We start from the raw sequence: 14,189 nt of genomic DNA, 5'->3' as shown, positions 1-14,189 counted from the left end.
AATCGACTTAAAGTTTGTGCCGGGTTCCAAGTTTGCAGCGGGCTACACTGGCCGCCATGAGCGAAGGACTGCGGGAACGGCACAAGCGCCGTACGCGCCGGCGGATCGCGGACGTGGCCACCGGCCTGTTCTTGGAGCGGGGCTTCGACCGGGTCACGGTCGCCGAGGTCGCCGAGGCCGCGGAGGTGTCCGTCAACACCGTCTACAACTACTTCCCGGCCAAGGAGGATCTGGTCCTGCCGCCCGACCAGGCGTCCCCGCGGCGGCTCGCCGACATCGTGCGCGAGCGCCCGCCCGGCCGGTCCGCCGCCCAGGCGGTGCTGGACCGGCTGCGCGAGGAGGTGGACCGCCGCGACCGCGCGGTGGGGCTGACCGACGGGTTCGGCCCGTTCTTCGCCATGATGCGGGCGGCGCCCACGCTGGTCGCCCGGCTGGAGGACCTCGGCCACCGGATGAACGACGAACTGGCCGCCCTGCTCGCCGAGGAGACCGCCGCGGCGCCGGAGGATCCGCTGCCGCGCGTGGTGGCCGCCCAGATCAGCGGCTATCACTCGCTGATCTTCGGCGAGATCGGCCGGCGCGTCGCGGCGGGCGAACGCCCGGACGCCATCGCCAAGGCCGTCACGGAACTGCTCGACGCCATCGAGGAGATGCTCGGCGCGCCGATGCTCGGTTACGCCGTACGGGAGGAGCGACCGTGTTCCGAGTGACCATCCGCGGCACCTTCGAGGAGTTGGCCGAGGACGACCGGGAGGCCCTGCGCACCGCGGTCGACGCGTTCCCGGTGGCCTTCACCGAGGCGGGCACCTTCACCTGCGACCGGAGCCTTTCGGCGTTCACCTTCCGCTGCCAGGTGCCCGCGGGGCCGGACGACGGCGAGCCGGAAGCGACCGAACGGGCCATCGCGGCGCTGACGGCGCACGGCTATCCCCACCGGATTCTGCGGATCGGGGTGACGGACCTGCGGGAGATCAAGATCCGCCGCAAGAGCCGCACAAGCGGCGCGAGTCGCGCGAGCCGGCAGGGCTGAGCGTCCAGCCCCACGGCGAGGCTCAGCCCGTGGCCGGGTCGAGCCGCGTGGCGGGGCTCAGTCCCACGGCCGGGTCCAGTGCCGTGGCGCAGGCACGGCTGAGCGGGCGGGCGACCTCGGGGCTTATCGTTACCCAGGCGTAACTTACCGCGCTATTACCGCCGGTAAACACGCGGGTTACCGTCGGGTCACAAGCACCGGTGCTCCCCTGCCCCCACGGCATCCCACCAGGAGCCACAGTGACCCCTGCCCGCAAAGTCCCGCGCCCCACGACGGCCGCCGCCGTCTCGGTGACCGTCCTGGCCGGTGCGGCATTCGGCCTCGCACCCGCCGCCCAGGCGGTGGCCCCGGCCGCCGCCACCGCCTCCACGGCCACCGCCTCGGCCACCTCCATCCGCTTCGTCGACATCCCCGGCGACGGCGGCGTCAACCTGGCCGCCAACGTCGTCGCCCCCGCGGACGCCGACAGCTCCCGTCGGCTTCCCCTCGTCGTGCTGCCCACCAGCTGGTCCCTGCCCCAAGTCGAATACCTCGCCCAGGCCAAGAAGCTCGCCGAAGCCGGCTATGTGGTGCTCACCTACAACTCGCGCGGCTTCTGGCAGTCCGGCGGGAAGATCGAGACGGCCGGGCCGCCCGATATCGCCGACGCCTCCAAGGTCATCGACTGGGCGCTCGCCAACACCCCCGCCGACCCCGACCACATCGGCATGGCCGGAGTCTCCTACGGTGCCGGGATCAGCCTGCTCGCGGCCGGTGCCGATCAGCGGATCAAGGCCGTGGTGGCCATGAGCGGCTGGGCGGACCTGGTCGGCTCGATCTACAGCGGCCGCACCCAGCACGTCCAGGCCGCCGGGCTGCTCGGCGGGGCCGGGGAGCTGACCGGCCGGCCCAGCGAGGAACTCCGGCAGATCCTCGCGGACTTCCTCGGCTCCCGCCTCGACAAGGAACAGGATCTGATCGAGTGGGGCAAGAAACGCTCCCCCGCCACCTACCTCGACCGGATCAACGCAGGCGGCGCGGCCATCATGCTGGGCAACTCCTGGGGCGACTCGATCTTCCCGCCCAACAGCTACGCCGGCTTCTTCGAGAAGCTGACCGGGCCCAAACGGCTGGAGCTGCGGCCCGGCGACCACGCCACCGGCGAGCTCACGGGGCTGCTCGGACTGCCCAACACCACCTGGGACCACACCCGGCAATGGCTCGACCGCTACCTCAAGGGCGAGCGCAACGGCATCGACCGCCAGGCGCCGGTGCAGCTGATGTCCCGTACGGCCGACGGCGACGTCTACGAGGGCTACCCCAGCTGGTCGGCCGTGCCCTCGGAGCGGCGCCGCGTCCCGCTCGACACCACCGAGAAGATCACCGCCAACCACGACTCCGGTGCCAACGCCGGAACGGTGCTGCTCAGCGGCGCCCTCGACCAGTTCCTGAAGATTCCGCCGCTCGCCTCGATCCCGCTGCTGCCCCGGTCCTACGCGGCCGTGTGGCAGACCGGACCGTACGCCGGCGAACAGCGCGTGCGCGGCACGGTGACGCTGCACACCACCGTGACCAGCGACCGCTCCGACGGCACGGCGGTCGCGTACCTCTACGACGTGGGCCCGCTGGGCGTCGGCAAGCTCGTCACCCACGCCCCGTTCACCTTCCACGACCGCACCCCGGGCACGCCCTTCGGAGTGGATCTGGAGCTGTTCTCCACGGCGTACGACGTGCCGGCCGGCCACCGCCTGGCGCTGGTCGTCGACACCGTCGACCCGCTCTACATCGAGCACAACCCGGACGGCGCCCACCTCACGTTCTCCTCCCCGGACGCCGACCCGTCGTACCTCACGGTCCCGGTCCGCGGCTGAGGGACGCCCGGCCGCCCCGGCTCAGCCGCGGGTGTCCCCCGGCATCGGGGCGGCCGGCTGCGCGGGGGCGACCTCGAGCTGGCGGGTCTTCACACTGCGCCGCTCCTGCCTGGCCACCCAGTTGGCGAACCAGGACAGCAGCATGCACATCCCGATGTAGATCGGCGAGATCACCATGACCACCGGGATGAACGGCAGGTCGTAGTCGAGATTGGACGCGATCAGCTTTCCGGCGTGCAGGAACTCCTCGTAGGTGATGAGGAAGCCGAGCGAGGTGTCCTTCAGGGCCACCACCAGCTGGCTGATGATGGCCGGCAGCATCGCCCGCACCCCCTGCGGCACCAGCACCGACGCCATGACCTGGGTCTTGCGCAGACCGAGCGAGTACGCCGCCTCGCGCTGGCCCCTGGGCACCGAGTTCACCCCGGCCCGGAACACCTCGGCCAGCACCGAGCCGTTGTACAGCGTCAGCCCGGTGACCAGGGCGGGCAGCGGCTGGACCCGCAGCGCCACGAAGACGAAGAAGATCATCACCAGCACGGGCATCGCCCGGAAGAACTCCACCACCAGCGTGGCCACCCAGCGCACCGGACGGTGGTCGGAGAGCCGCCCGGCCGCGAGCAGCCCGCCGAGGACGAGGGAGAGGGCCGCGGCCAGCCCGAACGCCTTGAGGGTGCCCGCCAGCCCGTTCAGCAGCAGCTCCTGGATGCCCTTGTACGCGAACGGCATCCACTTGCGGTAGGCGAACTGGCCGGTGTCGATCAGGAGATGGACGATCCAGCCGAGCAGGGCCAGCAGCACCACCGCCGCGGCCAGCCCGTAGACCCGGTGGCGGCGGCGGGTACGGGGCCCGGGGACGTCGTAGAGGGCGGTGGTCGAGGTGGCGGTCATCGCGGCACCCCCCAGCGCCGCTCCAGGAGGGAGAAGATCGCGCTGATGGCCAGGGTGACGATCAGATACCCGACGGCGATCCAGACGAAGGACCAGATGATGCTGTAGCCCATCTCATTGAGGGGTTTGTAGGTGCCGAGCAGTTCGGTGACGCTGAACGAACCGGCGATGGCCGAGTTCTTGGCGAGCGCGATCAGGGTCGATCCGATCGGCGGGATGACCGAGCGGAACGCCTGCGGCAGCACCACCGCGCCCAGCGTCTGGTCGAAGGTCATGCCCAGGCTGCGGGCCGCCTCGCCCTGCCCCACCGGCACCGTGTTGATGCCCGCGCGCACCGCCTCGCAGATGAACGCCGAGGTGTAGCAGCCGAGCGCGAGCACCGCGAAGACGGTGAACGGCAGCACCAGGCCGAACCGCGGCAGTCCCAGCATCACCGCGAAGAACAGCAGCGTCAGCGGGGTGTTGCGGAGCACCGTCACCCAGACGGTGCCGAACGCCCGCAGCGAGGCGACCGGAGCCACCCGGAAGGCGGCCATCAGGATGCCGAGCGCGAGGGCGAGCAGCGAGGCGTAGACGGTCAGCAGCACGGTGCCGAGGAAGCCCTTGCCGTAGAGCGAGAAGTTCTGGGTGAGCACGTCCATGGGATGGCCTTCAGCCGGTGCGGTAGCGGTCGATGGGGGGCGGCTTGGGGGCGGGCACACCGGACAGGCCGAGGGTCGCCTCGTACGCCTTCTTCCAGTCGCCGTTGCGCTGGTGCGCCTGGATGGCGTCGTCCAGCGCGAAGCGCAGCGCGTTGTCCTGCTTGGGCACGCCGATGCCGTACGGCTCCTTGGAGAAGGGCCGGCCCACCACCTTCAGCTCCTCGGGGGCCTTGGCCGCGTAGCCGAGCAGGATGGTGTTGTCGGTGGTCACCGCGTCCACCTGGAAGCTGAGCAGGTTGTCCACGCACACCGAGTACGTGTCGTACGCGACCGCGTGGGCCTTGGGGTAGTCGGCCTCGATGCGCTGGAGCGGGGTCGAGCCGGCCACCGAGCAGACGGTCCTGCCCGCCAGGTCGCCGGGTCCGTGGATGTCGTTCTCGTCGGTGCGCACCAGCAGCGACTGGCCGGCCATGAAGTACGGCCCGGCGAAGCCGACCAGCCGTTTGCGCAGCGGATTGATGGTGTAGGTGCCGACGTAGTAGTCGATCTGGCCGCTTTGGAGCGCGGTCTCGCGGTTGGCCGAGGCGATGGTCTGGAACCGGATGGTCTTCGGGTCGAAGCCGAGGGAGGCGGACATCATGCGGGCGATCTCGATGTCGAACCCCGAGTAGCGGCCGGTGGCCGGGTCCCGCTCGCCCAGATAGGGCTGGTCCTCCTTGACCCCCACGGTGAGATGGCCACGGCGCTCGGCCCTGCGCCAGGTGGGCGAGGACGGCAGCCGGAATCCGGTCGCCACCGTGTAGGTGGGCAGCTTCTCCGCCCGGGGTCCCTTGGCGGGCGGGCTGCCCTCCTTGCCGCAGCCGGCCGTGAGCAGCACGAGCAGCACCGTGGTGAGGGCCACGGTCACATGGCGCGGACGCCTCATATCCGTCATCACCCGGCTCAGTGCTTGAGGATCTTGGACAGGAAGTCGCGGGCCCGCTCGCTCTCCGGGGCCTTGAAGAACTCCTCCGGCGCACGGTCCTCGACGATCCGGCCGTCGGCCATGAAGACCACCCGGTTCGCGGCGGAGCGGGCGAAACCCATCTCATGGGTGACGACGACCATCGTCATGCCGTCGCGGGCGAGCTGACGCATCACCTCCAGCACCTCGTTGATCATCTCCGGGTCCAGCGCCGAGGTCGGCTCGTCGAAGAGCATCACCTGCGGGTCCATCGCCAGCGCACGGGCGATGGCCACCCGCTGCTGCTGGCCTCCGGAGAGCTGGGCGGGGAACTTCTCGGCCTGGTCGCCGAGCCCGACGCGGGTCAGCAGTTCGCGGGCGCGCCGCTCGGCGTCCTGCTTCCCGCGCCGGCGCACCTTGACCTGCGCGAGCATCACATTGGCCAGGACGGTCCGGTGGGCGAAGAGGTTGAACGACTGGAAGACCATGCCGACCTCGGCCCGCAGCCGCGCCAGCTCCTTGCCCTCCTCGGGCAGCGGCCGGCCGTCGACGACGATGGAGCCGGTCTGGACGGTCTCCAGCCGGTTGATGGTCCGGATCAGGGTGGACTTCCCGCCGCCCGAGGGACCGATGATCACGACCACTTCGCCGCGTCCGACGGTGAGGTCGATGTCCCGCAGCACGTGCAGAGCACCGAAGTGCTTGTTGACGCCGCGCAGCTCGATCAACGGCTCACCGACGGCCATACCCGGCCCCACCCACTTTCCGCTGTGTCCCGGTCAGCTGTGTCTGGTCAGCTGTGTCCCGGTCAGCGCAAGCTATCCGGATGAAAGCGACACTTCACCCAAGACACGCACGGGTGGGTGGATAACACCCCCGCGAGGGCGGTCCGGGCGCGCGGACCGCGTCCGCACAGGAACTTCACACCATCCGACGGCAACCCGCCAACTCCTCACGGCGACCGCCGAGTTGCCGTGAGTGAAAACTTGCCGAGGAGTCACCGAGGGGGGCACCACCCGAAACAGAACCTTCCTAGCGTTTCCCCCATGACTTCACAAACCGAACTCGTGAAGAGCAGCTTCGCCGCGGTGGAGCCGTACGGAACACAGGTGACGGAGTACTTCTACGACCACCTCTTCGAGCACAACCCCGCGGTGCGCCCGCTGTTCGCCGAGCACATGGGGGAACAGCGGGACCGGCTGTGGCAGGCCCTCCGAGCCCTGGTGAGCAAGGTGGAGGACACCGAGGCCGTGACCCGGATGCTGGACGGCCTGGGCACCCGGCACGTCGGCTACGGCGCCGCCCCCGCGCATCTGCCGGCCGTCGGCGCCAGCCTGCTCGCCTCCCTGAAGCACTTCGCGGGTCCGGCGTGGACGCCGGAGACCGAGGCCGCCTGGGTCGCGGTATACGGCGTGATCACCGATGTCATGGGGCAGGCCATGGAGCGGGCGGGCGCCCCCGCGGCCGCCGGGGCCGCGCAGGACTGAGCCTGAGCGCCGCCGGGCAGGGCCGGGGCCGCGCGTTCGGCGGCACCCGGCCCCGGCCCCGCGCGGGCCCGGATCAGCCCTCGGCCACCTCGGCGTAGCGCCGGGAGAGTTCGGGGGCGCCGTCGGCGGCCCACTGCTGACCGGCCGCCACCACGTCGATCTCCCGGCCGGAGGCGAGTCTGACGACGGGCCGGCCGTTGGGCCACACCTGCCAGACCGCGCCGGGGACGGTGCGGACGATGACCGTGCCGAGGTAGAGACCGGCGTCGTTGCCCAGCCAGGGGATCTCGTCCGGGTCGTCGCGCCAGCGCGGCACCATCTGGTCCAGGGCCTCCAGGGAGGCCGTCGAGTCATCGAGCCCGATGCCCGCGGCCGCGGCCCGCGCCCGCAGCAGCTCGCATTCGGAGAGCAGTTGGGCGATGCCCTGGGGATCCTCCTCCTGGGCGCTCATCAGGGCCGTACCCGAGGCGGGGCCGCGTCGCTTGCGCCAGTTGTCCAAGAAGGGGATGTTCATACCACTCAGCGTGGCACCCGGCACACCGGCGCACCACAGGGCGCGCGGCACGAGCCGTGGCCCGATGCTTGTCTTGACGACACCCACCCGCCTCCGTACGTTCTCTCCGCGCCTGTCGAATCAGCGCTCCGGTTGGTTGCGAGAGGGGACACTTATGCGCGTCGCGAGACCGTGGACAGCGGCCGGGATCGTCGCGGGAGGTGTCGGCCTCGTCCTCCTCGCCCCCGCGGCCCCCGCGCCGGCCGCCCCGCAGACCCACAAGCCGCTCCCTTTGGAGCGGCTTTTCGACAATCAGGCAGTCAGCGAGGACGCCCGGCCGGGGGACGCCGACTTCGACGGTGCGGGCACCTCGCTCTCCGCCGCGGATCTCCGGACCGCCGGCTGGACTCCGGGGCGGCGCATCGGCCTGGACGCGGCGCGGCTGACCTGGCCGAGGAGCGCGGGGACAGGGCCAGACAACGTGATCGCCGACGGGCAGGCGGTGCGGCTGCGCGGCCGCGGCGAGGCGCTGACCTTCCTGGTGGCGAGCAGTTCACCCCAGGGCCCCGGCGCCGGGGCGAGCGGCGTCGGAGCGGTGCGCTACCGGGACGGGTCGAGCGCTCCCTACACGCTGAGCGCGCCCGACTGGCGGGCGGGCCCCGCCGCCACCAAGGCCGTCGGCCTCCCCCACCTCAACACCGCGGCCGGGCAGCGGCAGGAGACGGCCCGGCTGTACGCGGTGACGGTGCCGGTGCGACGCGGCCGGCAGATCGCGTCGGTGGTGCTGCCGAAGGACCCGGGACCGGCGGCCGATCTCCATGTCTTCGCCCTCGCGCTGCGGCAGCCCGGGTACGGCTGGACCGGCAGCTGGGCGGCGAGCACCGCCGGGTACACCAAGGTCGGGCCGTGGACGGATCAGACGCTGCGGCTGGTGGTGCACACCAGCGCGGGCGGGCCGGGCGTCCGGGTCCGGCTGGAGAACACCTTCGCCGCGGCGCCCGTGGAGATCGGCGGGGCGACGGTCGCGCTCCAGGCGAGCGGCGCGGCGGCGCGTGGCACACCGGTGCCGCTGACCTTCGGCGGGCGGCCGGGGACCTCGATCCCGGCGGGCGCCCAGGTGTTCAGCGATCCGGTGGACTTCCCGGTCCCGGCGGACGCCAATCTGCTGGTGAGCATGTATCTGCCGGGGCCGGTCGAGGCGGTGCCGGTGCACAGCCAGGCCACCCAGCGGTCGTATCTGAGCGCGGCGGGCAGCGGTGACCAGTCCGGTGAGCAGGGCGCCGAGTCCTATACCGGCACCCTCACCACCTGGCCGTTCCTGACCGGGGTCGATGTGCGGGGCGGGCCTGGTTCGGTGGTGACGCTGGGTGACTCGATCACCGACGGCACCAAGTCGACCCGTGACGCCAACCACCGCTGGCCCGATGTGCTCTCCCGCCGGCTGCGCGGCCAGTTGGAGGTCCCGGCGTACGGCGTACTCAACGCGGGCATCTCGGCCAACCGGGTGGTGGCCGACCGCTATCCGGGCGAGGGCGTCAGTACGGACACCGGCGGGGTGAGCGCACAGCACCGGCTGGAGCGGGATGTGCTCGCCCAGACCGGGGTCCGTACGGTCGTCGTCTTCCAGGGCATCAACGATCTGCGGTGGGGCAGTTCGGCCGAGGAGCTGATCGCGGGTCTGCGGTCCGTCGCGGAGCGGGCGCGTGAGCGCGGGCTGCGGGTGGTCGGGGCGACGATCGCCCCGTGCGAGGGCGAGTCGCTGTGCACGGCGGACGCGGACGCGCGGCGCTCGGCCGTCAACGCCTTCATCCGGGACAGCGGCGGGGCGTTCGACGCCGTGCTGGACTTCGACGCGGTGGTCCGGGACCCCGGCCACCCGGCGCGCATCCTGCCCGCCTACGACAGCGGGGACCATCTGCACCCGGGGGACGCGGGGTTGGCGGCGCTGGCGGACTCGATCGACCTGCGGAAGCTGGTGGGGTAGAGGGAGCCCAGGGGCTCCCCCTGCGTGAGGACGTCCCGCCCCGGGTGTCACACCTCCAGGTCGACGACGACCGGGGCGTGGTCGGACGCGCCCTTGCCCTTGCGCTCCTCGCGGTCCACGTACGCGTCGTCCACCGCCTTGGCGAACGGCTCGTTGCCGTAGACCAGGTCGATGCGCATCCCGCGGTTCTTGGGGAAGCACAGCTCCCGGTAGTCCCAGTAGGTGAACGGGCGGTCGTACTTCAGCGGCCGCGGCACCACGTCCGAAAGACCCGCCTCCCGCAGCGCCGCCAGGGCGTCCCGCTCCAGGTCCGTCACATGGGTCAGCCCCTCGAACCGGGCGCGGTCCCAGACGTCCTCGTCGGTCGGCGCCACATTGAAGTCGCCGAGGACCGCGAAGGGACGCTCACCGGCCGCGTCGTCGGCGACAGCCGTGCGCAGCGCCTGAAGCCAGCGCAGCTTGTAGTCGTAGTGGGGGTGGCCGATCTCCCGGCCGTTGGGCACGTAGACCGACCAGAGGCGGACCGGGCCGCAGGTGGCGCCTATCGCCCGCGGCTCCTGCCCGCCGTCGTAGTCCGGGCCGCCGGGGAGGCCCACGGTGACGTCGGTGAGACCGGCCTTGGAGAGCAGCGCCACGCCGTTCCACCGCCCGGTGGCGTTGACCGCGGCCTCGTAGCCGAGCTCGCGCAGCGGCTCGTAGGGGAAGGCGGACTCGGCGCACTTGGTCTCCTGGACGCACAGGACGTCCGTGCCGCTGCTCTCCAGCCAGGCGAGCAGCCGGGGCAGCCGGGCGGTGATCGAATTGACGTTCCAGGTCGCGATGCGCATAGGGGACAACCTACATCCCGGGTGTGACAGCCGGTCCGGTCCGCACCGGCGGCCGGCCCGCAAGGCGTCAGAAGGTGAGGGACTCGCCCGGTGTCAGCCGCAGGTGCTCGGCGCCGCCCGTACCGGGGCCGTCGGGGCCGAGCATCCGGCCGTAGACCATGGGCGCCACCTCGGACAGCAGGGCGTCGTGGATGTCCACGGCCCGGCGCGGGGCCACCGCGCGGACGTAGTCGATGACCTCGGCGACCTTGTTCCAGGGGGCGTGCACCGGCAGCATCAGCGTGTCCACCCGGCGCCCGGCGGGCACGGTGAGCGCGTCGCCGGGGTGGAAGAGCGTGCCGTCCACCAGATAGCCCACATTGGTGATCCGCGGGATGTCGGGGTGGATGACCGCGTGCAGCTGGCCGTGCACCTCGATGTCGAATCCCGCCGCGGTGAAGGTGTCGCCCTCCCCGACGGTGTGCACCCGCCCGGGGAACGCCGCCGAGATCTGGCCGGCGACGCTGGAGAGCGTCCAGATGTGGGCGGCGGGATTGGCGTCCAGCGCCGTGCGCAGCCGCTCCTCGTTGAAGTGGTCGAAGTGCTCGTGGGTGACCAGGATCGCGTCCGCGCCGACCGCCGCGTCCTCTTCGCTGAACGCTCCGGGATCGATGACGAGCGTCTGCCCGTCCTTCTCGAGCCGGACGCAGGCATGGCCCTTCTTGGTGAGCTTCATGGAGATCATTGTGCTACCGCGGTCCCCCGGTGGCCGGGCTACCCCTCCGGGCTGGTCTCCTCGCGGATGACGCGCTGGGCCACGGCGAAGGCGGAGTTCGCGGCCGGCACCCCGCAGTAGACGCCGGTGTGCAGCAGCACCTCCTTGATCTCGGTGGGGGTCAGTCCGTTGCGCAGCGCGGCCCGGGTGTGGGCGGCGAGGTCGTCGAGGTGGCCACGGGCGGCGAGGGCGGTGAGGGTGACGACGCTGCGGGTGCGCCGGTCGATACCGGGCCGGGTCCACACCTCGCCCCAGGCGTAGCGGGTGATGAAGTCGTCGAAGTCGCCGGTGAACTCATCCGCCAGGGACTGCGCGTGGTCCACATGGGCGTCGCCGAGCACTTCGCGGCGCACCTTGATGCCCTGGTCGTACACATCGGCGCGGGCGTCCAGCAGCGGCTCGGGCGGGTTCTCGGTGGGCTCGGCGATCTCGGCGACGGGCTGCTGTGCGGGCGACAGGAGGGGCTTGGGCGGGGGCGTGGGGATCGCGGTCATCCCGGTCGGGTGGTCCGAGGACTGCCAGGAGCTGGAGAAGTGGCGCACCAGCAGATCGGTGACGGCCGCCGGCTGTTCGACGGGGGTGAGGTGGGAGGCGCCGGGGACGAGCGCGAGCCGGGCGTCGGCGATGCCGGCGACCAGGACCCGGGCGTCGGCGGCGGGGGTGACCTGGTCCTCGGCGCCGGCCACCACGAGGGTGGGGATGCCGATCCGGCTGAGCTCGGCGCGGATGTCGAAGGCGGCGAGGGCCTCGCAGGCGGCGATGTAGCAGCCGGGGTCGGTGGTGCGGACCATCTGGACGGCCCAGTCGACGATGGCGGGCTGGGCGGCGGCGAAGGCGGGGGTGAACCAGCGCTCGGGGGTGGCGCGGGCGATCGGGTCCAGGCCGTTGGTGCGGACCACGACGCCGCGCTGCCGGAAGGAGTCGGCGGTGCCGAAGCGCGGGGAGGCGGAGACGAGGGCGAGTGAGCCCACTCTCTGGGGTTGTCGGAGGGCGAGTTCGGCGCCGATGGCCCCGCCGATCGAGCAGCCCGCGTAGCCGAAGCGCTCGATGCCGAGCTCGTCGAGGGTGGCCAGCAGCCGGGCGGCGAGGTCGGCCACGGAGTGGGCCGGGTGGGCGGGCGCGCCGCCGTGGCCGGGGAGGTCGAAGCGGAGGACGCGCCAGTGGCGGGACAGCTCGGGTATCTGGCGGTCCCACATGTGCCAGGTGGTGCCCAGTGACGGTCCGAGGACGAGCACGGGCCCGTCTTCGGGGCCGTCGGTCCGGTACTGAAGTGTCTTCGTCTCACTCACCCGAAAAAGGTATCCGACACGGGTGGCGGGCCTTTCGGCCCCATTGCCCCCGGGATGCGAAGGACCTACGGAGTGACCGTCGAGACCACGTACACCTTGGGATGCGACGGGTTGTCGAACTTGACCGTGATGCTCAGCTTGGGTTGCGGTTCCTTCTGCTTGAGCACCATTCCGGCCCAGTCATGACCGGGCGCCCCGACCTGCCAGCCGACCTTCTCCGCCTGCTTCCCGGTGATGGTCACCGCGCCCTTCTCCAGGGCGGTGCGGCGGGTGCCGATCCGGGTCAGGAAGGTGTCGAGCCCCTGGGAGGAGGTGACGAACTGCACGTACATCGTGCTGACCTTCCAGGAGTTCGTCTCGTAGAAGGCGACCTTGCGGGAGTAGGCGGGCACCGGCACGTCGTAGATGCGCCGCTGCACCCGGGTCGGATAGCCCGCGGTGAGGCCCTTGGCCGACGCCGCCTCCGCCTTCTCCTCACCGCCGCTGCGGCTCTGGATGGCGGAGATCACCAGATAGCCCGCCGGGATCGTGATCAGCAGGAAGATGACCAGGGCCTTGAGCCAGCGGCGCGGCGGACGGCCCCCCTCGCCGCCGGCCGGCCCGGGGCTCTGCGGGGCGCCGCTGTCGCGGCCCGGCGGGACGGCGCCCGGCGCGGGGCACTGCTCGGCGGCGGTCACTCGCGGCCTGCCTGGCTGCGCGGCGCCAGCCGCAGCGGGGAGGAGGACCCGGCGCGCTCGTACCGCTCGGTGCGGCGGCGGTTGGCCCGGCGGAAGCGACGGGCGACCAGCCGGGCGAGGTCGGCGGCGCCGACCATCCCGGCCTCGGGGCCGAGCTGCGCCTTGACGATCCGGGCCTCCGGCCGGTAGCCGCGGCCGGTGAGGGTGCGCCGGAAGGCGTCCCGGGCCGGGCCGATCAGCAGGTCGTCGGCGGCGCTGACGCCGCCGCCGATGACGAAGCAGGAGGGGTCGAGGGCGGCGGCGAGGTTGGCGATGCCGACGCCGAGCCACTGGCCGATGTCCTGGAGGAGTTCGACGCACATGGCGTCGCCCTGCCGGGCCAGCTCGGTGATCAGCGGTCCGGTGATCTCCTGGATGTTGCCGCCGACCCGGTCGATGATCCCGTAGGCCACCGGCGATTCGGCGGCGGCCAGTTCACGGGCCTCGCGGACCAGCGCGTTGCCGGAGCTGTACTGCTCCCAGCAGCCGCGGTTGCCGCACGGGCAGCGGTGCCCGGCCGGGACGACCTGCATATGGCCGAATTCCCCGGCGACCCCGTACTTGCCGCGCTTGACCTGGCCGTCCTCCAGGATCGCGCCGCCGATCCCGGTACCGAGGGTGATCATGACGAGATGGTCCTCGCCGCGTCCGGCGCCGAACCGCCACTCCGCCCACGCGGCGGCGTTGGCGTCGTTGTCGACCATGACCGGGACGGCGAGCCGCTCCGCGAGCCGGTCCCGCAGCGGTTCGTTGCGCCAGGACAGATGGGGGGCGAACAGCACCCGGTTGCGGTCGGCGTCCACCCAGCCCGCGGCGCCGATGCCCACGGCGTGCACATCGTGCCGGTCGGAGAGATCCAGCACCAGTTCGGTGATGGTGTCCTCGACGACCTTGGGGCTCTTGGACTTGTCCGGCGTCTCGGTGCGCTGCTTCTCGAGGATGTTGCCGTCGGCGTCGACCACCCCGGCCATCACCTTGGTGCCGCCGATGTCGATGCCGACCGTGGGCACCCGGGGCGCGGTGAGGTGCGAGCGGCGCTCGCGGGTGCCGACCGTCCGCAGGACGGTGGCTCGGGCCGAGCCCCGGTGCACTCGTTCGCGGTAGATGCTCATCGGCCGGCCCCCGGGGCCGTGTGGGGGGTGCGGTCGCTGCGGGTACGTGCTCGCAAGAGTTCGTCGTCCCTGCGGTGGTCTCGGGAGGCCGGGGCCTCGGATGCGTCGGTCGTGGCGGGTGTGGCCCGCCGTGCGATTGTGCCTCACCCGTGCCTCACGCCGCATGGCGAGC

At 71.9% G+C, this 14,189-nt stretch carries 15 protein-coding genes; 5 read left to right on the top strand and 10 right to left on the bottom strand.

Translation table 11 applies throughout. From position 1 onward, the window contains the following. The first annotated feature begins 56 nt into the window (after positions 1-56). The 3 genes from PS467_RS31505 (at position 57) to PS467_RS31495 (ending at position 2,880) form a co-directional block, all read left to right on the top strand. Positions 57-710, top strand: a complete 654-nt coding sequence (locus PS467_RS31505; RefSeq protein WP_311038050.1) for a TetR/AcrR family transcriptional regulator — start codon at positions 57-59, stop codon at positions 708-710. Then, positions 698-1,030: a DUF6204 family protein gene (locus tag PS467_RS31500; protein WP_311038049.1), complete on the top strand. Its 333-nt coding sequence runs from the start codon at positions 698-700 to the stop codon at positions 1,028-1,030. Before PS467_RS31505 ends, PS467_RS31500 begins: the two co-directional genes overlap by 13 nt. A gap of 239 nt (positions 1,031-1,269) precedes the next feature. Further along, entirely contained in the window at positions 1,270-2,880 is a 1,611-nt protein-coding gene (locus PS467_RS31495) for an alpha/beta fold hydrolase (RefSeq protein ID WP_311038048.1), read from the top strand. Between the two features lie 21 nt (positions 2,881-2,901). Here the strand turns inward: PS467_RS31495 and PS467_RS31490 are convergent, their stop codons facing one another. From PS467_RS31490 to PS467_RS31475, 4 genes are read right to left on the bottom strand one after another with little or no spacing between them, the layout of a single operon-like run. Further along, a complete protein-coding gene (locus tag PS467_RS31490) occupies positions 2,902-3,771 on the bottom strand; it encodes an amino acid ABC transporter permease (RefSeq protein ID WP_268975067.1) in 870 nt (289 codons plus the stop codon). Next, a complete protein-coding gene (locus tag PS467_RS31485) occupies positions 3,768-4,412 on the bottom strand; it encodes an amino acid ABC transporter permease (RefSeq protein WP_311038047.1) in 645 nt (214 codons plus the stop codon). The genes PS467_RS31490 and PS467_RS31485 overlap by 4 nt, the downstream gene beginning before the upstream one ends. Before the next feature lie 10 nt (positions 4,413-4,422). After that, complete coding sequence (locus PS467_RS31480; RefSeq protein ID WP_432280657.1) at positions 4,423-5,346, bottom strand: glutamate ABC transporter substrate-binding protein; 924 nt, start codon at positions 5,344-5,346, stop codon at positions 4,423-4,425. 8 nt (positions 5,347-5,354) lie between these two features. Continuing rightward, the gene (locus PS467_RS31475; protein WP_311038046.1) at positions 5,355-6,101 is read right to left on the bottom strand and encodes an amino acid ABC transporter ATP-binding protein; all 747 of its coding nucleotides are present in this window, start codon (positions 6,099-6,101) and stop codon (positions 5,355-5,357) included. A gap of 300 nt (positions 6,102-6,401) precedes the next feature. On the opposite strand from PS467_RS31475, the gene PS467_RS31470 reads away from it, so the two are divergent. After that, entirely contained in the window at positions 6,402-6,842 is a 441-nt protein-coding gene (locus PS467_RS31470) for a globin domain-containing protein (protein WP_311038045.1), read from the top strand. Positions 6,843-6,915: 73 nt separating this feature from the next. On the opposite strand, the gene PS467_RS31465 is transcribed toward PS467_RS31470, so the two are convergent. Next, positions 6,916-7,356, bottom strand: a complete 441-nt coding sequence (locus PS467_RS31465; protein WP_268975064.1) for a DUF6278 family protein — start codon at positions 7,354-7,356, stop codon at positions 6,916-6,918. A gap of 154 nt (positions 7,357-7,510) precedes the next feature. Between PS467_RS31465 and PS467_RS31460 the strand changes: the two genes are divergently transcribed. Next, entirely contained in the window at positions 7,511-9,319 is a 1,809-nt protein-coding gene (locus PS467_RS31460; RefSeq protein WP_311038044.1) for an SGNH/GDSL hydrolase family protein, read from the top strand. A gap of 47 nt (positions 9,320-9,366) precedes the next feature. Here the strand turns inward: PS467_RS31460 and PS467_RS31455 are convergent, their stop codons facing one another. The 5 genes from PS467_RS31455 to PS467_RS31435 form a co-directional block, all read right to left on the bottom strand. Then, a complete protein-coding gene (locus PS467_RS31455; protein ID WP_311038043.1) occupies positions 9,367-10,146 on the bottom strand; it encodes an exodeoxyribonuclease III in 780 nt (259 codons plus the stop codon). Between the two features lie 67 nt (positions 10,147-10,213). Next, the gene (locus tag PS467_RS31450; RefSeq protein WP_311038042.1) at positions 10,214-10,861 is read right to left on the bottom strand and encodes an MBL fold metallo-hydrolase; all 648 of its coding nucleotides are present in this window, start codon (positions 10,859-10,861) and stop codon (positions 10,214-10,216) included. Between the two features lie 38 nt (positions 10,862-10,899). Then, complete coding sequence (gene pcaDC / locus PS467_RS31445; RefSeq protein WP_311038041.1) at positions 10,900-12,189, bottom strand: bifunctional 3-oxoadipate enol-lactonase/4-carboxymuconolactone decarboxylase PcaDC; 1,290 nt, start codon at positions 12,187-12,189, stop codon at positions 10,900-10,902. A gap of 65 nt (positions 12,190-12,254) precedes the next feature. Then, entirely contained in the window at positions 12,255-12,866 is a 612-nt protein-coding gene (locus PS467_RS31440) for a hypothetical protein (protein WP_311038040.1), read from the bottom strand. Continuing rightward, positions 12,863-14,017 carry an ROK family glucokinase gene (locus PS467_RS31435; RefSeq protein ID WP_268975058.1) on the bottom strand — a complete coding sequence of 385 codons (1,155 nt, stop codon included), beginning with the start codon at positions 14,015-14,017 and terminating at the stop codon, positions 12,863-12,865. The genes PS467_RS31440 and PS467_RS31435 overlap by 4 nt, the downstream gene beginning before the upstream one ends. Positions 14,018-14,189 lie beyond the last annotated feature (172 nt).

It is taken from the genome of Streptomyces luomodiensis (assembly GCF_031679605.1).
GTDB lineage: Bacteria > Actinomycetota > Actinomycetes > Streptomycetales > Streptomycetaceae > Streptomyces > Streptomyces luomodiensis.
The sequence above is the reverse complement of the archived record's forward strand: the minus strand, read 5'-3'. Positions and strand labels throughout refer to the sequence as shown.

Excerpts from the sequence above, each read along its gene's own strand:
- PS467_RS31505 (WP_311038050.1), top strand. The coding sequence starts at position 57 with ATGAGCGAAGGACTGCGGGAACGGCACAAGCGCCGTACGCGCCGGCGG.
- PS467_RS31465 (WP_268975064.1), bottom strand. The coding sequence starts at position 7,356 with ATGAACATCCCCTTCTTGGACAACTGGCGCAAGCGACGCGGCCCCGCC.
- PS467_RS31450 (WP_311038042.1), bottom strand. The coding sequence starts at position 10,861 with ATGAAGCTCACCAAGAAGGGCCATGCCTGCGTCCGGCTCGAGAAGGAC.
- PS467_RS31475 (WP_311038046.1), bottom strand. The coding sequence starts at position 6,101 with ATGGCCGTCGGTGAGCCGTTGATCGAGCTGCGCGGCGTCAACAAGCAC.
- PS467_RS31455 (WP_311038043.1), bottom strand. The coding sequence starts at position 10,146 with ATGCGCATCGCGACCTGGAACGTCAATTCGATCACCGCCCGGCTGCCC.
- PS467_RS31460 (WP_311038044.1), top strand. The coding sequence starts at position 7,511 with ATGCGCGTCGCGAGACCGTGGACAGCGGCCGGGATCGTCGCGGGAGGT.
- PS467_RS31435 (WP_268975058.1), bottom strand. The coding sequence starts at position 14,017 with ATGAGCATCTACCGCGAACGAGTGCACCGGGGCTCGGCCCGAGCCACC.
- PS467_RS31490 (WP_268975067.1), bottom strand. The coding sequence starts at position 3,771 with ATGACCGCCACCTCGACCACCGCCCTCTACGACGTCCCCGGGCCCCGT.
- PS467_RS31480 (WP_432280657.1), bottom strand. The coding sequence starts at position 5,346 with ATGACGGATATGAGGCGTCCGCGCCATGTGACCGTGGCCCTCACCACG.
- PS467_RS31485 (WP_311038047.1), bottom strand. The coding sequence starts at position 4,412 with ATGGACGTGCTCACCCAGAACTTCTCGCTCTACGGCAAGGGCTTCCTC.
- PS467_RS31470 (WP_311038045.1), top strand. The coding sequence starts at position 6,402 with ATGACTTCACAAACCGAACTCGTGAAGAGCAGCTTCGCCGCGGTGGAG.